Source organism: Micromonospora sp. NPDC049081 (genome assembly GCF_040648835.1).
GTDB lineage: Bacteria > Actinomycetota > Actinomycetes > Mycobacteriales > Micromonosporaceae > Micromonospora > Micromonospora antibiotica.
The window spans coordinates 1-20,980 of the sequence record NZ_JBEZEK010000036.1; the positions used below are offsets into that span (position 1 = coordinate 1).

The 20,980-nt window shown below is 74.3% G+C and carries 17 protein-coding genes and 1 rRNA gene; 16 read left to right on the forward strand and 2 right to left on the reverse strand.

The window, feature by feature from the left end; all coding sequences use genetic code 11:
- Positions 1–93, forward strand: a 5S ribosomal RNA gene (rrf, locus tag AB0B63_RS30235); the annotation flags it as partial.
- A gap of 90 nt (positions 94–183) precedes the next feature.
- Here the strand turns inward: rrf and AB0B63_RS30240 are convergent.
- Positions 184–2,127, reverse strand: coding sequence for a hypothetical protein (locus tag AB0B63_RS30240; RefSeq protein WP_357024945.1), 1,944 nt, complete (start codon positions 2,125–2,127; stop codon positions 184–186).
- 39 nt (positions 2,128–2,166) lie between these two features.
- On the opposite strand from AB0B63_RS30240, the gene AB0B63_RS30245 reads away from it, so the two are divergent.
- Together AB0B63_RS30245 and AB0B63_RS30250 are read left to right on the forward strand one after the other, a co-directional pair.
- Positions 2,167–3,144: a Replicase polyprotein 1ab gene (locus AB0B63_RS30245; protein ID WP_357024948.1), complete on the forward strand. Its 978-nt coding sequence runs from the start codon at positions 2,167–2,169 to the stop codon at positions 3,142–3,144.
- Positions 3,141–4,160 carry an HAD-IIA family hydrolase gene (locus AB0B63_RS30250; protein WP_357024951.1) on the forward strand — a complete coding sequence of 340 codons (1,020 nt, stop codon included), beginning with the start codon at positions 3,141–3,143 and terminating at the stop codon, positions 4,158–4,160. Before AB0B63_RS30245 ends, AB0B63_RS30250 begins: the two co-directional genes overlap by 4 nt.
- Before the next feature lie 192 nt (positions 4,161–4,352).
- Here AB0B63_RS30250 and AB0B63_RS30255 read toward each other — a convergent pair whose 3' ends face one another.
- Complete coding sequence (locus tag AB0B63_RS30255; RefSeq protein WP_208566856.1) at positions 4,353–4,688, reverse strand: SCP2 sterol-binding domain-containing protein; 336 nt, start codon at positions 4,686–4,688, stop codon at positions 4,353–4,355.
- Between the two features lie 110 nt (positions 4,689–4,798).
- Here AB0B63_RS30255 and AB0B63_RS30260 point away from each other — a divergent pair, with 110 nt between their 5' ends.
- From AB0B63_RS30260 to AB0B63_RS30320, 13 genes are all read left to right on the forward strand, one after another.
- Complete coding sequence (locus AB0B63_RS30260) at positions 4,799–5,491, forward strand: hypothetical protein (RefSeq protein WP_357024954.1); 693 nt, start codon at positions 4,799–4,801, stop codon at positions 5,489–5,491.
- Positions 5,492–5,687: 196 nt separating this feature from the next.
- A complete protein-coding gene (locus AB0B63_RS30265) occupies positions 5,688–5,858 on the forward strand; it encodes a hypothetical protein (protein ID WP_357024957.1) in 171 nt (56 codons plus the stop codon).
- A 22-nt stretch (positions 5,859–5,880) separates the two neighbouring features.
- Positions 5,881–6,726: a TlyA family RNA methyltransferase gene (locus AB0B63_RS30270; RefSeq protein WP_208566859.1), complete on the forward strand. Its 846-nt coding sequence runs from the start codon at positions 5,881–5,883 to the stop codon at positions 6,724–6,726.
- Positions 6,727–6,835: 109 nt separating this feature from the next.
- On the forward strand, positions 6,836–7,720 hold the full coding sequence (locus AB0B63_RS30275) for an NAD kinase (RefSeq protein WP_208566860.1): 885 nt from the start codon (positions 6,836–6,838) through the stop codon (positions 7,718–7,720).
- A 228-nt stretch (positions 7,721–7,948) separates the two neighbouring features.
- Positions 7,949–9,706, forward strand: a complete 1,758-nt coding sequence (gene recN / locus AB0B63_RS30280; protein ID WP_208566861.1) for a DNA repair protein RecN — start codon at positions 7,949–7,951, stop codon at positions 9,704–9,706.
- A gap of 119 nt (positions 9,707–9,825) precedes the next feature.
- A complete protein-coding gene (steA, locus tag AB0B63_RS30285; RefSeq protein WP_208566862.1) occupies positions 9,826–11,004 on the forward strand; it encodes a putative cytokinetic ring protein SteA in 1,179 nt (392 codons plus the stop codon).
- Between the two features lie 27 nt (positions 11,005–11,031).
- The gene (locus tag AB0B63_RS30290; protein WP_208566863.1) at positions 11,032–11,967 is read left to right on the forward strand and encodes a copper transporter; all 936 of its coding nucleotides are present in this window, start codon (positions 11,032–11,034) and stop codon (positions 11,965–11,967) included.
- Positions 11,968–12,025: 58 nt separating this feature from the next.
- Positions 12,026–12,892 (forward strand): hypothetical protein, encoded by an 867-nt coding sequence (locus tag AB0B63_RS30295; protein WP_204962036.1) that lies wholly within the window; start codon positions 12,026–12,028, stop codon positions 12,890–12,892.
- 1 nt (position 12,893) lies between these two features.
- The gene (locus AB0B63_RS30300) at positions 12,894–14,564 is read left to right on the forward strand and encodes a lipid II flippase MurJ (RefSeq protein ID WP_357024963.1); all 1,671 of its coding nucleotides are present in this window, start codon (positions 12,894–12,896) and stop codon (positions 14,562–14,564) included.
- Positions 14,561–15,739 (forward strand): glycosyltransferase family 4 protein, encoded by a 1,179-nt coding sequence (locus AB0B63_RS30305; protein WP_357024966.1) that lies wholly within the window; start codon positions 14,561–14,563, stop codon positions 15,737–15,739. The genes AB0B63_RS30300 and AB0B63_RS30305 overlap by 4 nt, the downstream gene beginning before the upstream one ends.
- On the forward strand, positions 15,739–18,159 hold the full coding sequence (locus AB0B63_RS30310) for a hypothetical protein (protein ID WP_357024968.1): 2,421 nt from the start codon (positions 15,739–15,741) through the stop codon (positions 18,157–18,159). The genes AB0B63_RS30305 and AB0B63_RS30310 overlap by 1 nt, the downstream gene beginning before the upstream one ends.
- Before the next feature lie 125 nt (positions 18,160–18,284).
- Positions 18,285–20,081: a CTP synthase gene (locus AB0B63_RS30315; protein WP_357024971.1), complete on the forward strand. Its 1,797-nt coding sequence runs from the start codon at positions 18,285–18,287 to the stop codon at positions 20,079–20,081.
- Positions 20,078–20,683 carry an NUDIX hydrolase gene (locus tag AB0B63_RS30320; RefSeq protein WP_208566867.1) on the forward strand — a complete coding sequence of 202 codons (606 nt, stop codon included), beginning with the start codon at positions 20,078–20,080 and terminating at the stop codon, positions 20,681–20,683. Before AB0B63_RS30315 ends, AB0B63_RS30320 begins: the two co-directional genes overlap by 4 nt.
- Positions 20,684–20,980: the final 297 nt, after the last annotated feature.

Here is a 20,980-nt window from a genome sequence, read left to right on the forward strand (position 1 = left end):
ACGCCCGGTTACATTCCGAACCCGGAAGCTAAGCCCTCCAGCGCCGATGGTACTGCACTCGGGAGGGTGTGGGAGAGTAGGACACCGCCGGACAACCTTTCAGTCGAGGGCCGCCCCATCCGGGTCGGCCCTCGACTGCGTCGCGCCGTCGGTGGCGCAATCAGGAAGGATTTACCTGTGAGTTCAGGACCGCAGGGCGGAGACCGTCCGCGCCAATATGAAGATCGCTCCGACCGGCCCCAGGGGCGTGACGCCGGCCCTCGGCGGGACGACCGTCCCCCATACCGGGGAGACCGCGACGACCGCGGTGCCTCGCGGGGGGGACCTCGGGGCGGCGACCGGCGCGAGGACGGTTTCCGTTCGGGCCCCCGTACCGGTGACTCCCGGCCCGGCGGTTTCCGTTCCGGTGGGGATTCGCGCGACGGCGGCTTCCGTTCCGGCGACCGACGCGACGGTGGATTCCGACGCGATGGCGACGCCCCGCGCAACGGCGGTGACTCCCGCGAGGGTGGTTTCCGTGGCGGTGACCGTCGTGAGGGTGGCTTCGGTGGGGACCGTCGTGAGGGTGGTTTCCGTTCCGGTCCGCGTGATGGTGATTCCCGTCCCGGTGGTTTCCGGGGTGGGGATCGTCGTGATGATTCGCGTGGTGGGGACCGTGGTGGTTTCCGTTCCGGTCCGCGTGAGGGCGGCTTCCGTGGCGGTGACTCCCGCGAGGGTGGTTTCCGCGGTGGGGACCGTCGCGAGGGTGGCTTCCAAGGTGGGGACCGTCGTGACGGTGGTTTCCGGGGTGGCGAGCGTCGCGAGGGTGCCGCCGGCGGTGAGCGTCGGCCCGGTGGTTTCGGCGGTGGCGATCGCCGCGAGGGTGGTTTCCGGTCCGGTCCGCGTGAGGGCGGCTTCCGTGGCGGTGACTCCCGCGAGGGTGGCTTCCGTGGCGGTGACCGTCGTGAGGGTGGCTTCGGTGGGGACCGTCGTGAGGGTGGTTTCCGTTCCGGTCCGCGTGATGGTGATTCCCGTCCCGGTGGTTTCCGGGGTGGGGATCGTCGTGATGATTCGCGTGGTGGGGACCGTGGTGGTTTCCGTTCCGGTCCGCGTGAGGGCGGCTTCCGTGGCGGTGACTCCCGCGACGGTGATTCCCGTCCCGGTGGTTTCCGTCGGGACGGCGACTCCCGCGAGGGCGGTTTCCGAGGCGGTGACCGTCGGCCCGGTGGTGACTCCCGCGACGGTGGCTTCCGAGGCGGTGACCGTCGTGATGATTCGCGTGGTGGGGACCGTGGTGGTTTCCGGTCCGGCCCGCGTGAGGGTGGTTTCCGGGGCGGTGACTCCCGCGAGGGTGGTTTCCGTGGCGGTGACCGTCGTGAGGGTGGCTTCGGTGGGGACCGTCGTGAGGGTGGTTTCCGTTCCGGTTCGCGTGATGGTGATTCCCGTCCCGGTGGTTTCCGGGGTGGGGATCGTCGTGATGATTCGCGTGGTGGGGACCGTGGTGGTTTCCGGTCCGGCCCGCGCGAGGGTGGTTTCCGGGGCGGTGACTCCCGCGAGGGTGGTTTCCGCGGTGGAGATCGACGCGAGGGCGCTGCGGGGGGCGAGCGTCGGCCCGGTGGCTTCGGCGGTGACCGCCGTGAGGGTGGTTTCCGGGGCGGTGACCGCCGTGAGGGTGGTTTCCGGGGCGGTGACCGTCGTGAGGGTGGCTTCGGTGGCAGCCGGGGTGGAAGCGGCTTCCAGGGTGGTGACCGTCGTGAGGGTGGTTTCCGTTCCGGCCCCCGCGAGGGTGACTCCCGCCCTGGCGGGTTCCGTCGGGACGGCGACTCCCGCGAGGGTGGCTTCCGTGGCGGTGACCGGCGCGAGGGTGGCTTCGGTGGCGGTGACCGTCGTGAAGGCGGTTTCCGTGGCGGCGAGCGTGACCACGACCGGCCGCGCCGCGACGACCAGCGCGGTGGCGAGGACCGCCGCGAGGGCGGGTTCGGCGCCGACCGGGACCGCCGGGACGAGGCCGACGCCCGTCCGGCTGCGCCGGCACTGCCGGACGAGATCGTCGCGAGCGACCTCGACACGGCCGTTCGTGCCGAACTCCTCTCGCTGAACAAGCCGGTTGCGGAGACCGTCGCGCGGCATCTGGTCGCCACCGGTCAACTGATCGACGAGGACCCGACGGAGGCGCTCGCGCACGCGATGGCCGCCCGGCGGTTGGCGTCCCGGATCTCGGCCGTCCGTGAGGCGGTCGGGCTGGCCGCGTACCACGCGGGGGAGTGGCAGACGGCGATCGCCGAGCTGCGCACCTACCACCGGATGACCGGGTTGCAGAGCCACCTGGCGGTGCTCGCGGACTGTGAGCGCGCCCTGGGTCGACCGGAACGCGCGATCGATCTGTTCCGGGGGGCCGACAGCGCCAAGCTCGACAAGGCCGTCGCGGTCGAACTGCTGATCGTTGCCGGTGGGGCCCGCGCCGACCTGGGGCAGAAGGACGCCGCGGTGGCGATGCTCCAGGTCCCGGAGCTGACCACCGAGGTCGCCGAGCCGTGGACCGCCCGGTTGCGCTACGCCTACGCCGACGCACTGCTCGCGGTGGGTCGGCGCGAGGAGGCCCGGGAGTGGTTCTCGCGGGCCGCCGACGTGGACGCCGACGGTGAGACCGATGCCCCGGAGCGGCTGCTGGAACTCGACGGCGTCGTGATCGAGGGCGACGACGAGGACGACGAGCCGGTCGAGGAACCGGCCGCCGAGGCCAGCACGCTGCCGGCCGGGGCGGACACCACCCCCGACGACCGCGCCGAAGGCGACCGCGACGACGAGGACGACTTCGACGACGAGGACGACTTCGACGAGGAAGCCGATGTCGCCGAGGACGGCCCCGACGGGGAGGCGGACCTGGACGACGAGGTCCGCGACGGTCACGACGACCGCGAGCGCGCCGAGGATCGTACCGGTGACAACGACCGGGGTGGCGAGAGCGCCGAGCGGAGCCGGCGCGACGACGAGCCGGCCGCCCACGCCGGTGTCGCGGGCGACGACGCCGACGACAGTCCCTCGGGTGCCACGGCCACCCGACTCGACCCCGGTGCGGGTGCGGCCGGTCAGGTCGACGACGCGCCGACCCCGGTCGAGGGCCGGCCGGTGGACGGGCGCGACGCGGAGACGGACCAGCGATGACCGAGGTCGCCGGGGGCCGGCTTGTCGACGGGTACGCCCTGGTCGTGTTCGACCTGGACGGAGTGATCTACCTGATCGACCGGCCGATCCCCGGCGCGGTCGAGGCCCTCGGCGCGTTGCGGGCCGAGGGCCGGTCGGTGGCGTTCGCCACGAACAACGCCTCACGCCGTTCCAGCGAGGTCGCCGACCTGCTCACGGGGATGGGCGTACCGGCCGATCCGGCGGAGGTGCTCACCTCGGCTGGGGCCGCCGCCGAGGTGCTGCGGGACCGCCTTCCCGCCGGTGCCGCGGTGCTCGTCGTCGGGGCCGAGGCGCTGCGTGCCGAGATCCGCGCCGTCGGGCTCACCCCCGTCGACCGCGCCGACGCCGCGCCGGTCGCCGTCGTCCAGGGGTACGGCCCGCAGGTGGGCTGGGTGGACCTCGCCGAGGCGTCGGTGGCGATCCGGGCCGGGGCGACCTGGGTGGCCACCAACACCGACCGGACGTTGCCGAGCGGACGTGGCCCGTTGCCCGGCAACGGCTCGTTGGTGGCGGCCCTGCGGCACGCCCTCGACCGGGCACCGGACGTGGTGGTCGGCAAGCCGGAGCCGGCACTGTTCGCCACCGCCGCCCGACGGGCCGGCACCGGCCGGTCACTGGTGGTCGGCGACCGGCTCGACACCGACATCGAGGGTGCCCGCCGGGCCGGGTTGGACAGCCTGCTGGTGCTGACCGGCGTCAGCGACGTACCCGAGCTGTTGGCGGCTGCCGAACAACGGCGGCCGACCCATGTGGCGGTGGACCTGGCCGGGCTCTTCGACCCGGCGGCGGTGGTCCGGGTTCCCGGTGCGCCGCAGACCGGTGGATGGTCGGCCACGGCGGTGGACGGGGCGGTGGAGTTGCGGGGTGCCGGACGGCCGCTCGACGCGCTGGCCGCGCTCTGCGCGGTCGCCTGGGCGGCGGGCACCGGTGCGGACGTCCGACCGGCCTCGCCGGAGGCGGAGCAGGTGCTGGCCGGCTTCGGACTGGCCACCTGACCGGCTCCCTGAGCCAGTAAGCCGGCCGGCCTGCCGGCCGGCCGAGCCGGGGCCAGCCCGGTCACCCGGGCCCGGCTCCGGCCGGCCATCTGTGGACAGCTCCGCCAGCTCCGGCCACCTAGCCGCCAGCTCGGCCGGCTGAACAGCGGGGCCCGGGGCGGCACCGACCCGACAGCGGGTGGTGCCGCCCGCTCAGAGCAGCTTGCGTAGCTTCAGCAGGTCGAACGGGCTGGCCTTGATGGAGATCCGTCGGGCGGCGACCGCCTTGGTGACGTCGAGCTGGCCGTGCACCAGGGCGACCAGGTCGTCGCTGCTGGTGACCAGGGCGATCTTTGCCTTGGGGTCGTCGCCGTCGGTGAGATCGAGCAACCGGCCACCGGCGATCCGACCATGGAAAGCGGTCTCCAGGTCGGTGATCCGGCAGGCCAGGGTGCGATCCAGATCGATCTTGTTGGACACGTCGGCGTGCCGGTCCAGGCGGTCGGCAAGATCCCGCAGCGCCTGACGGCACTCGTCCACGGTGGCCACATCGTCTCCCTCACACCCGCCACGCCGTTTCCGGCACCGTACCGCAATGGGCGACCCGGGGCGCCCGGTAGCGTGAGGGCCGCACACTGCCCCCACGGAAGGACTCAGTCATGCAGGACGCGTGGCGCGCCTACCTGGAGCTGGCCCTGGGCCTGACGGAAGCGCCCCGGAAGAGGGCCCAGGACGCCGCCCGGCGGCTGGTCGGGACGGGCGGCGCGACCGCCGGGCAACTCCAGTCGCTCGCCGAGGAAATCACCGCCACCGGGGCGGCCAACCGGGAGGCGCTGACGAAACTGGTCCGGTTCGAGGTCGACCGGGCACTCGGTGCGGTGGGGTTGGCCACCGCCGACGAGGTCGCCGAACTGACCCGCCGGGTGCACGAGCTGGAACGGCAGCTACGTGAGGCGAAGAGCGGACCGGGCACCCCGCCGACCGGTCCGGCCGCCCCGGAAACGACCGCCCCGTCGGCTGCCACCGCCGCGCCGGACACCACTGTCCCGCCGGACACCACTGTCCCGCCGGTCGACACCGCCGTGCCGGACACGACTGTCCCGTCGGCTGCCCCCGCCGTGCCGACGACGTCCGGCCCGTCGGCCGCCGACGACCCGGCGACCGGGGCCACGGCGCAGAAGGCCGTGGCGAAGAAGGCGGTGGCCAAGAAGGCCGTGGCGAAGAAGGCCGTGCGGAAGGCGGGTCCGCCGGAAGGCTCCGCCGGGCCGGGCGGTGCCGACGACGGCGCACCGCCGCCCCGACCGGTCAAGAAGACCAGCCCCGGCCGACGAGACACCGGTGGTGCCGCGTGACCAGCCCCACCGGCAGCCGGTCGTGACCGGCCCGTTCCGCCCCGGCCCACCCCCGGCTGGTAGGCCCGCCTCACCCCCGTCTGGTAGGCCCGCCTCACCCCCGGGTGGTAGGCCCGCCCCGCCCCCGGCGGGTAGGCCCGGCCCGCCGCTGGGCGGTCGTCCGGGTCCCGCGCCCACGGCCCGCCCCGGTCCGTCGGTGGGCGTCGGCTTCGACGATGATGTCGACGACGCCCGGCATCCCGCCGTCGACGCCGCCGTCCAGGCGATGGCCAACGCCGAGGGGCTGCCCCCGGCCGACCAGATCGCCCAGTACGAGGCGGCGTACCAGACGTTGCGGGAGACCCTCGCCACCATCGACCAGGCCTGAGCGGACCGGAGAGAACCACCCCATGGCACGTCGTACCCGGCTCGACGCCGAACTCGTCCGTCGCGGCCTGGCCCGGTCCCGGGAGCAGGCCGGGGCGTTGATCGAGGCCGGTCGGGTCCAGCTGCGCGGGGTGCCCGCCCGCAAGGCCGCCGCGATGGTCGATCCGGCCGATCCGCTGCTGGTCACCGGCGCGGACCCGGCCGACGAGTACGTCTCCCGGGGCGGTCACAAGCTGGCCGGCGCGCTCGCCGCCTTCGGTCCCGCCGGGCTGCGGGTGGCCGGCCGGCGCTGCCTGGACGCCGGAGCGTCGACCGGCGGGTTCACCGACGTGCTGCTGCGGGCCGACGCGGCGGAGGTCGTCGCCGTGGACGTCGGCTACGGGCAGCTCGCCTGGGCGCTGCGTACCCACGAACGGGTCCGGGTGCTGGACCGCACCAACGTGCGGACCCTCACCCCGGAGGTGATCGGTGGGGCGGTGGACCTCACCGTGGCCGACCTGTCGTTCATCTCCCTGCGCCTGGTGCTGCCGGCGCTGGCCGGCTGCACCAGGAGCGACGGTGACCTGGCGCTGATGGTCAAGCCGCAGTTCGAGGTGGGCAAGGAGCGGGTCGGCGCCGGGGGTGTGGTGCGGGATCCGGCGTTGCGGGCCGAGGCGGTGCTGGCCGTGGCGGCGACCGCCGCCGGACTGGGACTGGGGCTGGCGGACGTGGCGGCCAGCCCGCTGCCGGGTCCGAGCGGCAACGTCGAGTTCTTCGTGTGGTTACGCCGGGACGCCCCGCCGGCCGACGCCGAGCGGGTGCACGCCGTGGTGGCCGCCGGGCCGACCGGCCCCGGGCCGGACCCGGTTTCGGGGAAGGTGGCAGGGTGAGCGTGGTGTGCGACGTCGGGACGGTGTCCCGCGAGGGTGGACGGGAGGCGGGTCCGGTGGACCTCAGCGATGGCGGGGCCCTTCGGGTGCCCGACGGGCGGTGGCGTCGGTGAGCCGGACCGCGCTGCTGGTGACGCACACCGGGCGTCGCCGGAGCACCGAGCACGCCCGGGCGGTCGCCGCCGACCTGATCGCGGCCGGTTTCGAGGTGCGGGTGGTGGCCGAGGAGGCCGAGGATCTCGACCTGCCCGGGGTGGTGCCGATGGCCGGTCAGCGGGCGGCCGAGGGTGCCGAGATCGTCTTCGCGCTCGGCGGTGACGGCACCTTCCTGCGCGCCGCCGAGCTGGCCCGCCCGACGAAGGTGCCGCTGCTCGGCATCAACCTGGGCAAGGTGGGTTTCCTCGCCGAGGCGGAGATCGACGACCTCGACACGGCGGTACGGGACGTGGTCGAGCGAAACTACACGGTGGACGAACGCCTCACCCTCGATGTGACCGCCGAGTTCGACGGTGGCCCGACCATCGAGTCGTGGGCGCTCAACGAGATCAGCGTGGAAAAGGGCGAGCGCGCCCAGATGCTGGAGCTGCTGGTCGACGTGGACGGTCGGCCGCTGTCGCGCTACGGCTGCGACGGTGTGGTCTGCGCCACCCCCACCGGCTCCACCGCGTACGCGTTCTCCGGGGGCGGGCCGGTGGTCTGGCCCGAGGTGGAGGCGCTGCTGCTGGTGCCGATCAGCGCGCACGCGTTGTTCAGCCGTCCGCTGGTGACCGCGCCCACCTCCACGTTCGTCATCACGGTCGACCCGTTCACCACCCTGGCGGTGCTGTGCTGCGACGGTCGGCGGGTCTACGACCTGCCGCCGGGGGCGACGGTGACGGTGCGTCGGGGCGCGCTGCCGGTGCGGGTGGTGCGGTTGCGGGACCGGCCGTTCACCGACCGGCTGGTGGCCAAGTTCGACCTGCCGGTGCAGGGCTGGCGGGGCAGCCGCCGCTGATCCTGCGGCGGCCCCGGGCGGGGGATCGCCCTGGGTGCCCGGAGTAGCCGGGACCGGCGGCCGGCGACAACGGGAGTGTTCGTGGCCACCCTTGGCGTGCCACCGGTGCCGCCCGGGGCGTCCACCAGCGGTGCTGCCCCGGTGGCAGCAGAGCGGATCGTCCCAGGCCCGGATGGTGGGCCGTGCCGGCTGGTCAACTGTCCCAGCACGCGTCTACTGTCGGGTGCTGTGCTGGAAGAGCTGCGGATCACCGGACTGGGCGTCATCGAGGACACCACCCTGCCGCTGGCCGGCGGGATGAACGTCATCACCGGTGAGACCGGTGCCGGCAAGACGATGGTGGTGACCGGCCTCGGCCTGCTGTTCGGCGGTCGGGCCGACGCGGGCCGGGTGCGGGCCGCGCCGGGTCGGGCGACCGTCGAGGGGCGGCTGCGGCTGGGCGGTCGGGTGGCCGACGTCGTGCACGCCCGGATCGTCGACGCCGGTGGTGGACCCGACGACGACGGTTCGCTGCTGATGAGCCGTACGGTCACCGTGGAGGGTCGGTCCCGGGCGCATCTGGGTGGCCGGAGCATGCCGGTGTCGATGCTTGGCGAGGTCGGCGAGCAGGTGGTGGCGGTGCACGGTCAGTCCGACCAGTTGCGTCTGCTGCGCCCCGCCGAGCAGCGGGCCGCGCTGGACCGGTTCGCGGGTCCCGGGCACGAGAAGCTGGTCGACGCGCTGCGGGAGGCGTACGGGCGGTGGCGGCAGGTGGTCGACGACCTGGCCGACCGGCGCAGCAACGCCCGGGCCCGGCACCAGGAGGCCGATCTGCTGCGGCTGGGCCTCGACGAGATCACCCGGGTCGACCCGCAGCCCGGCGAGGACGACGAGCTGAAGGCCGAGGCGCAGCGGCTGGAGCACGCCGAGGGGCTGCGGACGGCGGCGCAGCTGGCGCACCTGTGCGTGGCCGGCGGGGTGGAGGCGGCCGACGACACCCCGGACGCCACGGCGCTGCTGGGCACGGCCCGGCGCACCCTGGAGGCGCAGGCCGGCACCGATCCGGCGCTGGGTGAGCTGGCCGGGCGGTTGGAGGAGGCGGCCACCCTGGTGGCGGACGTCTCGGCGGAGTTGTCGACCTATCTGGCGGCGTTGGACGCCGATCCGGCCCGGTTGCAGACGATCTATGAGCGGCGGGCCGCGTTGCGCGCGTTGACCCGTAAGTACGCCGACGACGTCGACGGGGTGATCGCCTGGGCCGAGCGGGCCCGGACCCGGCTGGCCGACCTGGACACCTCCGACGAGCTGCTCGACGAGTTGGACCGGGAGGCCCAGCGCCTCGCCGGTGAGGTGGCCGAGCTGGCGGGCCGGTTGTCAGCCTCCCGGCAGGAGGCGGCGGTCCGGTTCGCCGAGCAGGTCACCGTGGAGCTGGCCGGGCTGGCGATGCCGCACGCCCGGATCGAGGTGGCGGTGCTGCCCCGGCCGGCCGGCCGGTCCGAGCCGACGCTGTCGGTCAACGGGGTCGAGTGCGGGGTCGGCCCGGACGGCGCGGACGAGGTGGAGTTGCGGCTGCTGGCCCACCCGGGTGCGCCGTCGCTGCCGTTGCAGCGGGGTGCCTCCGGCGGTGAGTTGTCCCGGGTGATGCTCGCCATCGAGGTGGTGTTCGCCGGTTCGGGTGGTCCGCCGACGTTGGTGTTCGACGAGGTCGATGCGGGTGTGGGTGGGCAGGCGGCGGTGGAGATCGGTCGGCGGTTGGCCCGGCTGGCGCGTAGTCACCAGGTGCTGGTGGTGACGCACCTGCCGCAGGTGGCGGCGTTCGCCGACCGGCACCTGGTGGTGGCGAAGGACACCGGGGGCGCGGTGACCACCAGCGGGGTGCGGGTGGTGGAGGACACCGAGCGGGCCCGGGAGCTGGCCCGGATGCTGGCGGGTTTGCCGGATTCGGATCTGGGTATCGCCCATGCCGAGGAGCTTCTGGCCGTCGCGGCCAAGGAAAGACGGCCCTGACCGCAACGATTGTGAGCGGAGGCACACCGGCCTGTGCTCCGGTGTGCTTCCCTGGGTAGGCGGCCCTGCTCAGGCATGTCGCAACGGAAATGCCTGCCTCCCATGCCAGGATGGTCACGATGCGTCTACCCACGTTGCGCCGGACCCGGAACGCGGAACCGGACTCAGTTCTCGGCACCGCACGTCTGGACCGCCGTACCAAACGGCTGGTCGGCCGGCTCCGCCCCGGTGACATTGCGGTGATCGACCACGTCGACCTGGACCGGGTGGCGGCCGACTCGCTGGTCGCGGTCGGCGTCGCGGCGGTGCTCAACGCCAAGCCGTCGGTCTCCGGCCGGTACCCGAACCTCGGCCCCGAGGTGCTGATCGGGGCCGGCATCCTGCTCCTGGACGACCTCGGTGAGGGGGTCTTCGAGCGGCTGCGGGAGGGCGACACCGTCCGGATCGAGGGCAACACCGTCTTCGTCGGCGACGAGCCGGTGGCGCACGGTGACCTCCAGGACGCCGAGACGGTCGCCAAGGCGATGTCCGACGCCCGCGAGGGTCTGTCGGTGCAGCTGGAGGCGTTCGCCGCCAACACCATGGACTACCTGCGCCAGGAACGCGACCTGCTGCTCGACGGGGTGGGCGTACCCGAGATCCAGACCCCGGTGCAGGGTCGGCACTGCCTGATCGTGGTGCGGGGGTACGACTACAAGGCCGACCTGGACGTGCTGCGCCCGTACATCCGGGAGTTCAAGCCGGTGTTGATTGGCGTGGACGGCGGGGCGGATGCGCTGGTCGAGGCGGGGTACACCCCCGACATGATCATCGGGGACATGGACTCGGTCACCGACGACGTGTTGCGCTGCGGCGCCGAGGTGATCGTGCACGCCTACCCGGACGGCCGGGCACCCGGTCTGGCCCGGGTCAACGGGCTCGGGGTGCCGGCGATCACCTTCCCGGCCGCCGCCACCAGCGAGGACCTCGCCATGTTGCTGGCCGACGAGAAGGGTGCCTCGCTGCTGGTCGCGGTCGGCACCCACGCCACGCTCGTCGAGTTCCTGGACAAGGGGCGCGGCGGGATGGCCTCCACCTTCCTCACCCGGCTCAAGGTCGGCGGCAAGCTGGTCGACGCCAAGGGCGTGAGCCGGCTCTACCGGCAGAGCATCTCCGGCTCGTCCCTGCTGCTGCTGGTCCTCTCGGCGATCGCCGCGATGGCGTCCGCCGTGGCGGTCTCCACCGTCGGCAAGGCGTATTTGGGCGTGGTCTCCGAGTGGTGGGACAATTTCGTGTTCCAGCTCGGCCAGCTCTTCTAGCTCCCGACCGATCAAGAGGCTGCAAGCGTGATCAACTTCCGGTACCACGTGGTGTCCCTGACCGCGGTCTTCCTGGCGTTGGCGATCGGCCTGGTGGTCGGTACGGCCGCCCTCAACGGCCCGGTTGCCGATTCCCTCAAGGAGACGGTCAACTCGCTGCGCAAGGACAACCAGCAGATGCGGCAGTCGGTCAACAGCCTCCAGAAGGAGCTTGACCTCGAGGAGGACTTCGCCGCCGAGATGGCGCAGCTCTACCTGCCCGGCAAGCTCACCGGCAAGCGCGTCATGGTGCTCAGCCTGCCCACCGGGCGGGAGCACACCGAGGGTGTGCTCAAGATGCTCCAGACCGCCGGGGCCACCGTGACCGGCCGGGTCGACGTACAGGACAAGTTCATCAACCCGGACAACAACACCAACCTGATGGAGTTGGCCGTCACCGCCGCCCGCCCCACCGCGCCCGCCTCGGCGCTGCCCGGTAACGGCAACGGCGTGGAGACCTCCAGCGCCCTGCTGGCCAGCGTCCTGCTCGACCGGACGCCGGGCACCCCGCCGGTCACCGACGCCGACCGGCGGGCGGTGCTGGCCGCGTACGCCAACGCCGGGTACCTCACCAGCGAGGAGAAGGTCACCGGGCCGGCCGAGGCCGTGGTGGTGGTCAGCGGGCAGCCCTACGTCGACAAGGACTCCGCCAAGAAGGACGAGTCGGTGGTGAAGGTCGCCGAGCAGTTCGACCGCACCGGGGCGATCGTCGTCGGCGGCAACGGCTCCGCCGGGGGCAACCTGGTGGCTGTCGTACGCGGCGACCCGGTGCTGGCCCAGACCATCTCCACCGTCGACAACGCCAACACCGTGCAGGGGCAGCTGGTCACCAGCCTGGCCCTGGTCCAACAGCTCACCGAGAAGCGGGCCGGTCAGTACGGCGTCGGCGACAACGCCACGTTGGTGCCTAGACTGCCCCAGTGAACGAACCACGTACCCCGGTGACCGGTTACCACCCGTCCGCCCCGTCCGGCGGTGCCGCGTGAGCGGGATCGGGCGGCTGCTCGCCGCCGCCGCCGGAGCCGCCGCCGCCCGGTACGCGCTGCGGGAGGCCCGTACCTCCCCGGCGGGTCCGGCGCTGGAGCGGACCAACTTCCGGGGCCGTACCGTCAGTCTCGCCGCCGGACCGGCGCTGGCCGTCGGGGCGTCCGGCGCGGGGGCGCTCGGCGCGGCCAGCGTCCCGGCCGGCGCGGCGGTGCTCGTCGCCGGCCTCGGCGCGGGCGCCGTCGGGCTCTACGACGACGTGGTGGGTGCCCGCCCGGAGCAGAAGGCCGCCAAGGGTTTCGCCGGTCACCTCGCCGCACTGCGGGCCGGCCGGGTCACCGCCGGCATGGTCAAGGTCGCCGGGGTTGGTGCGGCCGGGCTCGCCGCGGCCGTGCTGCTCGCCGCCGACCCGAAGGTCGCCGCGCACCCCCGCCGGCAGCGTCACGGTGCACTCGGCCGCACCGCCGACGTGCTGCTCGGTGCGGGCGTGGTCGCCGGCACCGCCAACCTGCTCAACCTGCTGGACCTGCGTCCCGGCCGGGCGTTGAAGTCCGGGGTGCTGCTCGGTGTGCCGCTGGCCGGTGGCCCGCACGCCGGGATCGCCGCCGGTGCGGTCGGCGCCGCCGCCGGGCTACTCGACGAGGACCTCGGTGAGCGGGTGATGATCGGCGACAGCGGAGCCAACGCGCTCGGCGCGCTGCTCGGGGTGGCCCTGGCCGCCCGGACGGGGCCGCTGGGCCGGGCCGGTCTGCTCGCGGTCCTCGCCGGCCTCACCGCGGCCAGTGAGAAGGTCAGCTTCACGGCGGTCATCCAGCGCACGCCGGTGCTGCGGGAACTCGACGCGCTGGGCCGGCGATCCGACTGACGTGACCAGACCGGCACCCCTCGCCGGCGTCGGTCGGGTGGCCGGCGCCGCCGCACTCATCGCCGTGCTCACCGTGCTGGCCCGGCTCGCCGGCTTCGGCCGTACCGCCGTTTTCACCTGGGTCGTCCAGGACAGTGACCTCGGCGGCATGTACGTGATCGCCAACACCGTCCCCAACATCATCTTCGAGATCGTCGCCGGTGGGGCGCTGGCCAGTCTGGTCGTACCGCTGCTGGCGGGGCCGGTCGCGGCGGGTGACCGGCGAACGGTGGCCGCCACCACCGGCGCGTTGCTGACCTGGACGGTGACCCTGCTGGTGCCGTTGGCGGCGCTGGTGGCGGTGTTCGCCGACCCGATCGTGGCGGTGATCTCCGACGGGCGGTCCCCGGCGGAGCTGGCCGCCGGGGCGCGGATGCTGCGGGTGTTCGCCCCGCAACTGCCGCTCTACGGCATCGGCATCGTGCTCACCGGGGTGCTCCAGGCGCACCGCCGGTTCGCCTGGCCGGTCGTCGCGCCGCTGCTGTCCAGCCTCACCGTCGTCGGGGTCTACGTCGTCTTCGGCGTCACCCAGGGCCGGGACGCGAGCATCGCGCAGGTCAGCCGGGCCGGTGAGTTGATCCTCTCCGGCGGCACCACCGTCGGGGTGGTGGTGTTGTCGCTGTCGCTGCTGGTCCCGCTGCGTCGGCTCGGGCTGACCTGGCGGCCCGGCTACGCGTTCCCCGCCGACGCGCGGGCCCGGGTCGGTGGGCTCGCCGTCGCCGGGGCGGTCACCGTCACCGCCCAACAACTCGCCCTGGTGGTCATCCTCAACCGGGTCTCCGGCGGTCCCACCGGATCCCCGCAGGTCTACAACCTCGCCCAGACCATGTACCTGCTGCCCTGGGCGGTGCTCGCGGTGCCACTGGCGGTCGCCGCGTACCCCGGCCTGTCCGCCGCCGCCGCGACCGGCGACGAGCAGGGCTACCGGACCACGGTCGCCGCGACCACCCGGGGGGTGCTGCTGTTCAGCTTCCTCGGCGCGGCGGCCCTGGTCGGCACCGCCGAACCGGTCGGCCGGTTCTTCCCGCTCGGCGCGGAACCCACCGCCGCCGCGATCGCCGGGTTCGCCCCCGGACTGGTCGGCTACGGCCTGTTCGCGGTGCTGTCGAGGGCCCTCTACGCCCGGGGGGCCACCCGGGTGGCCACCGCCGCCATCACCACCGGCTGGCTGCTGGTGCCCCTGGTCGCCATGCCACTCGCGGCGCTGCTGCCGCGCGCCGACCGGGTGCTGGCCGTCACCCTGGCGAACTCCGTCGGCATGCTGGTCCTCGGGGCGCTGCTGGTCGGCGCGGTGTCCCGGGCCGCCGGTCGGGCCGCCCTCGCCGGTGCCGGTCGGGCCGCCACCGCCGGCCTGCTGGCCGCGCTGCTGGCCGCCCCGGCCGGTCTGCTCACCGCCCGCCTGCTCGCCGGCGGCGGCACCCCGACGACAGCCGGGGCACTCGTGCAGGGCATGCTGTCCGGGGCCGTGGTCGGCGTGCTGTTCCTCGCCGTCGCCTGGCTGGTGGACCGGCGGGACGTCGGGCCGCTGCTCACCGGCGTACGACGTCGGCTGGGTGGCCGGCGACCGGCGGGTGACCCGCAGGACGGCGTCGCCCGCGACGCCGGTGACGGGAAGGAGACCCTCTCCCCATGACCGACGCGACGTCCGCCCCCGATCCCCGGGGCACGGTGGTGCTGCTGCTCGCCTCCAGCACCGGCGGGGTGGGTCAACACGTCCGCTCGGTGGCCCGGGGGCTCGTCGAGGCCGGCCAGCCGGTGCTGGTCTGCGGCCCGGCCGCCACCGGCGAGCAGTTCGACTTCGCCGCCACCGGGGCCCGGTTCACCCCGGTGGAGATCTCGGCCAACCCGACCCCCGCTGACGCCCGGGCGGTCACCGCGCTGCGCCGGGCGCTGGCCGACACCGACGTCCGGGTGGTGCACGCCCACGGGTTGCGCGCCGGGCTCGTCGCGGCGCTCGCCCGGCCCGCCGTACCACTCGTGGTCACCTGGCACAACGCGGTGCTCGCCGGTGGGCTACGCGGGCGGTTGTCCCGGCTCGCCGAACGGGTGGTCGCGCGGTCCGCCCGGGTCGCCCTGGGGGCCTCGGCGGACCTGGTGGAGCGGGCCGCCGCGCTGGGCGCCACCGACGCCCGGCTCGCCCCGGTCGCCGCGCCGGCCCTGCCCGCCCCGCGTCGTCGTCGCGCCGCCGTCCGTGCCGAGTTCGGTGTCACCGCCGGGCAGCCGCTGGTGCTCTCCGTCGGCCGGCTGCACCCGCAGAAACGCTACGACGTGCTCGTCGACGCCGCCGCGCGGTGGCGTACCCGCATCCCGCCACCGGTGGTGGTGATCGCCGGCAGCGGCCCGGCCTACCTGCCGCTGGCCGCCCGGATCTCCGCCGCCCGGGCCCCGGTGACCCTGCTCGGACACCGTACCGACGTGGCGGACCTGCTCGCCGGAGCCGACCTGGCGGTGGTGACCAGCGACTGGGAGGCGCGGCAACTGTTCGCCCAGGAGGCGCTGCGCGCCGGCGTGCCACTGGTGGCGACCGCCGTCGGTGGGCTGCCCGAGCTGGTCGGCGACGGCGCGTTGCTGGTCCCGGCCGGCGACGTCGACGCGGTGGACGCCGCCGTGCGGTCGCTGCTGGACGACCCGGACCTGCGCGCCGACCTGGCCCACCGGGGGGCCGTCCGGGCGGCCGGCTGGCCCACCGAGGCCGACACCGTCGCCGCGCTGCGGGACCTCTACACCGAACTCGACGCCGACGGTCGGCCCGGCCGCACCGGGTCGGCTGTCCCCGGCACCGACACCCCCTCGACGGGACGCGCCTGATGCTGCGCCGATTCACCCCGGTCCTGCTCACCCTGATCGTGGTGGCGCTCGGCGTCACCGCGTTGGCCGCCCGCCCCGAAAGCAGCTCACCCCGACGCACCGCCGACTTCGTGGTCCTCGCCGGGGTGGCCGGGCTGCGCTGGTCCGACGTCGACCCGCAGAGCACCCCGACGCTGTGGCGGATGGCCCAGCAGGGGTCCATCGGTTCGCTGTCGACCCGCTCCGCGCACCGCCCGACCTGCCCGGTGGACGGCTGGCTCACCCTCGGTGCGGGCAGCTACGCCGGCTGGAACGGCAGCCGGCAGCCCGGCGGCTGCCCGCCCGCCGCGGTGACCGTCGAGCAGCCCGACGGGATCGGCGCGAACCTCCCCAACCAGGAGAGCGTGGTCGCCTACAACGCCGACCGGCAACCCTGGGGCGCGGTGCCCGGTTCGCTGTCGGAGTCGGTGCGCTGCTCGGTGGCGGTCGGCCCGGGTGCCGCCGTCGCCGCCGCCCGTCCCTTCGGCCGCGTCGACCGGTACGCCCCGGGACTGCCGGCCGACCCGGCCGGGCTGCTCGGCTCCTGCGTGCTGAGCATCGTCGACCTGGGCACGGTCAGCGGCACCGACCCGGCGGACCGGCGGGCGGACGCCCGGCGTGCCGACGAGGCGTTGGCGAAGGTGCTCGCCGCCCGGCCGCAACGGTCGTTGGTGCTGGTCGCCGGGGTGTCCGACACCGAGACGCCGGCCCGGCTGCACGTCGTCGTCGCCGACGGCCCGGGCTGGGAGAACGGCTGGCTCACCTCCGCCAGCACCGGCCGGGAGGGTTACCTGCAACTGGTCGACCTGGCGCCGACCGCGCTGGTCGCGCTGGGCCGGCCGATGCCGGAGCGGCTCTTCCTCGGCCGTCCCGCGGTGAAGGTCGACGGTCGCCCCGACGACCTGGCCGCCGCGATCAGCGCGCCGGCCGACGCCGACCGGGAGGCCGCCGCCCAGCGGGCCGTGGCCGGCTGGTTCTTCGCCCTGCTCGCCGCCGCCCAGGTCGTGCTGGCCGTCGCGGTGCTGCCGCTGCTGCGCCGGGCCCGCCGTCTCGCCGGCCCGCACAGCCCGCCGCCGGTGTCCCGCCGGATCGTGGCGACCGTGGAGTTGCTGCTGATCGCCGTCGCCCTGGCGGTGCCCGCGGCGTTGCTCGCCGACGCGGTGCCCTGGTGGCGGGGCGACCACGCCGGCGGCTACTTCGCGCTGGTGACGGTCGCGTTGATCGTCGGGGGCACCGCCCTGGTCCGGTTCGCCCCCGGCCACGACCGCACCCTCGGCCCGCTCGGCGCGGTCGCCGGCCTGGCCACCCTGGTGGTCGGCGCGGACGTGCTCAGCGGGGCCCGGTTGCAGCTCAACGGGGTGGTCGGCTACTCCGCGCTGGAGGGCGGCCGGTTCTCCGGCCTCGGCACCGTGGGCCTGGGGGTGTTCCTCGCCGGTTCGTTGCTCAGCGCCGGTTGGCTCGCCCAGCGGGTCCGCCGGCAGTGGCGGCCGATGGTGGTGGTCGCGGTGGGCGGGTCGGCCGTGGTGGTGATCGGCAGCCCCTACCTGGGTGCGGACTCCATCGGCGCGATCGCGTTGACCGCCGGGGTGGCGGTCGCCGCCGCGATCAGCACCGGCGGCTGGCTGACCGTCAGCCGGCTGGTCTGGGCCACCATGGCCGGGTTGGCGTTGACCATCGGTTTCGCGGTGGTGGACCTGCGTCGGCCGGTGGAGGAGCGGGGCGCGTTGGGCCGGTTCCTGACCGCCCTGGGTGAGGGCACCGGCGGGTTGACCGTGCACCGGTCGAGCACGGCGAACTTCCAGACGTTGGTGAACAGCCCGTTGACGGTGCTGGCGGTGGTCGGTCTGCTGCTGGTCTGGTTCGCGCTGCTCCAGCCCTGGGGTGGGCTGATGCGGCTGTTCGGCATCTACCCGGCGATCCGGGCGGCGCTGGCCGGTACGGCCCTGGCGGCGGTCATCGCCGGGCTGCTGGGGGGTGCCGCGCTGGACGTGGCCGGGGCGGCGGCGGCGCTGGTGGTGCCGATGGCGGCGTTGGCCTCGCTGCGGGTGCTCGACCACTCGACCGACCGCACCCTGCCCGGCACGGGTCACCCTGGCCCGGACGGCCCACCCGGTGCGGCCCCGACCGGCGGCACCCCCGACGGTGGGCGGCCCGACGACGGCGGGGAGGCGGCGGCCCGCGAGGGGGACGGCAAGGACCTGCCCACCGCAGCGGTGACGCCGCCCGACGGTGCCGGGGCGGACGGTCCACGCGACGGTGCCGCCGACGCACCGGACGACACCTCCGGCACCCGACCGGTGGGGCGGGACGCGGCGACGGTGCCGACGGCGCGTACCCCCGGTGCGGTGGGTCCGGCCCGGACCTCGGCGGCGGTCGGCCGGTCCGCCGCCGGGGCGGGATAGCCCGAGGTCGGGTGCGACGCCAGGTAGCCCCGGGGGAGGTGTTACCGTGGAATCCCGTGGATCGCGTGATCACTTGATCGGCACGGCGGTTCGCATGACCGCTACGGACGACACGGGAGCAGGCCTTGGCCCCTTCAGCACGCACGACCCGGCACATCTTCGTCACCGGGGGCGTCGCCTCCTCGCTCGGTAAGGGCCTCACCGCCTCCAGCCTCGGCAATCTGCTCACCGCACGCGGGCTGCGGGTGGTGATGCAGAAGCTCGACCCCTACCTCAACGTCGACCCGGGGACGATGAACCCGTTCCAGCACGGTGAGGTCTTCATCACCGAGGACGGCGCGGAGACCGACCTCGACGTCGGGCACTACGAGCGCTTCCTCGACCGGGACCTGTCGGGCAAGGCCAACGTCACCACCGGCCAGATCTACTCCGACGTGATCGCCAAGGAGCGGCGCGGCGAATACCTCGGCGACACCGTCCAGGTCATCCCGCACATCACCAACGAGATCAAGGCCCGGATCGTCGGCATGGCCGACCCGGACGCCGACGGCCAGATCCCCGACGTGGTGATCACCGAGGTCGGTGGCACCGTCGGCGACATCGAGTCGCTGCCGTTCCTGGAGGCGATCCGGCAGGTCCGGCACGACCTGGGCCGGGACAACTGCTTCTACCTGCACGTGTCGCTGGTGCCCTACCTGGCCCCGTCGGGGGAGCTGAAGACCAAACCGACCCAGCACTCGGTGGCGCAGCTGCGCAACATCGGCATCCAGCCCGACGCGATCGTGCTGCGCTGCGACCGGGAGATCCCGGAGAAACTGAAGCAGAAGCTCTCCCTCTACTGCGACGTGGACGCCGAGGCGGTCGTCGCCGCCCCGGACGCGCCGAGCATCTACGACATCCCCAAGGTGCTGCACCGCGAGGGGCTCGACGCGTACGTGGTGCGCCGGCTCGGCCTGTCCTTCCGCGACGTCGACTGGACCCGGTGGGACGACCTGCTGGAGCGGGTGCACCAGCCGCACCACACGGTCACCGTGGCGGTCGTCGGCAAGTACGTCGACCTGCCCGACGCCTACCTGTCGGTCAGTGAGGCGATCCGGGCCGCCGGCTTCGGCCACCGGGCCCGGGTGCAGCTGCGCTGGGTGCCCAGCGACGACTGCGTCACCCCGGCCGGCGCGGCGTCGGCCCTGTCCGGCGTGGACGGCATCGTCATCCCCGGCGGGTTCGGTGTCCGCGGCATCGAAGGCAAGATCGGCACCGCCCGGTACGCCCGGGAGAACGGGGTGCCGCTGCTCGGGCTCTGCCTCGGCCTGCAGTGCATGACCATCGAGGTGGCCCGTCACCTGGCCGGCCTCGACGCGGCGAACTCCCTCGAATTCGACGAGGAGGCCAAGCACCCGGTCATCGCCACCATGGCCGACCAGGAGGACATCGTCGCCGGTCGGGGTGACCTGGGCGGCACCATGCGGCTCGGGGCGTACCCGGCGACGCTGGCGCAGGGGTCGATCGTCGCCGAGGCGTACGGCGCCACCGAGATCAGCGAACGGCACCGGCACCGCTACGAGGTCAACAACGCCTACCGGGACCAGCTCACCACGGCGGGCCTGCACATCTCCGGCACGTCCCCGGACGGCCGGCTGGTCGAGTTCGTCGAGTTGGACCGCAGCCTGCACCCGTTCTTCGTGGCCACCCAGGCGCACCCGGAGCTGAAGAGCCGTCCGACCCGCCCGCATCCGCTGTTCGCCGGGTTCGTCAAGGCGGCCGTGGCGTACTCGCAGGCCGACCAGTTGCCGGTGGACCTCGACGCGGTGGCCGGGGCGGCGAAGAGCGAGCCGGCGAAGAACGAGGCGGCGAAGAAGGGTGCGCCGACGCCGAAGAACGCGGCCCGCAACGGCGCGTCGGCGACGGCGTCGTCCGCGTCGTGAGCGCCGTCGAGCACCGCTACGAGCTGCGTTCCCGGGTGCAGCGGTACGCCGGCCGGATCTTCACCGTGGTCACCGACGAGGTGACCATGCCCGGTGGGGGCACCGCCACCCGCGACTACGCCCGGCACGTCGGCGCGGTCGCCGTGGTCGCCCTCGACGACGCCGGTCAGGTGGTGCTGGTGCGGCAGTACCGGCAGCCGGTCGGCCGGCACCTGTGGGAGCTGCCCGCCGGCCTGATGGACGTCGCGGGGGAGGACCTCGCGGTGGCCGCCGGCCGGGAGTTGGCCGAGGAGGCCGACCTGACCGCCGCCCGGTGGGACCTGCTGGTCGACGTGCACACCTCGCCCGGGTTCTCCGACGAGGTGGTCCGGGTGTTCCTCGCCCGGGAGCTGGCCGAGGTGCCCGTCGGTCAGCGGCACGAGCGGCACGACGAGGAGGCCGACCTGCAGATCGTCCGGATCGACCTGGACGAGGCGGTCGGCATGGTGCTGGCCGGGGAGGTCACCAACGGGCCGTGCGTGGCCGGGCTGCTGGCCGCCGCCCGGGCCCGCGACGCCGGCTGGTCGGTGCTGCGCCGCGCCGACACCCCCCTGCACCGCTGATCCGGTACGCCGACAGGGGCCGCCGCGGTACGCCGCGCGGCCCCTGCGCCGTCGCTGCAGCCGTCCCTGCCGCCGTCCGGCGCGGGGGCCGGCCGGCGGGCGTGCACCCCACCGGCGCGGTGCGTCGCGCCGACGGGACACGGTGCGTCCGCCGGCGTTCCCGTCCGGCAGGCGGGGCCGCGCGGTGCGACGATGGGGGGTACGCCGAACGGCAGGCCCGCGCGGTATGCCTGACACACCGTCAGGTGGACCGGGCACCGGTTGGCACTGTGCCGTCCGTCGCAGGAGGACGGCCCG

Bases quoted from the DNA above. Each gene is read 5' to 3' on its own strand.
- AB0B63_RS30245 (WP_357024948.1), top strand. From the start codon at position 2,167: ATGGCCGCCCGGCGGTTGGCGTCCCGGATCTCGGCCGTCCGTGAGGCG.
- AB0B63_RS30250 (WP_357024951.1), top strand. From the start codon at position 3,141: ATGACCGAGGTCGCCGGGGGCCGGCTTGTCGACGGGTACGCCCTGGTC.
- AB0B63_RS30260 (WP_357024954.1), top strand. From the start codon at position 4,799: ATGCAGGACGCGTGGCGCGCCTACCTGGAGCTGGCCCTGGGCCTGACG.
- AB0B63_RS30270 (WP_208566859.1), top strand. From the start codon at position 5,881: ATGGCACGTCGTACCCGGCTCGACGCCGAACTCGTCCGTCGCGGCCTG.
- steA (WP_208566862.1), top strand. From the start codon at position 9,826: ATGCGTCTACCCACGTTGCGCCGGACCCGGAACGCGGAACCGGACTCA.
- AB0B63_RS30305 (WP_357024966.1), top strand. From the start codon at position 14,561: ATGACCGACGCGACGTCCGCCCCCGATCCCCGGGGCACGGTGGTGCTG.
- AB0B63_RS30310 (WP_357024968.1), top strand. From the start codon at position 15,739: ATGCTGCGCCGATTCACCCCGGTCCTGCTCACCCTGATCGTGGTGGCG.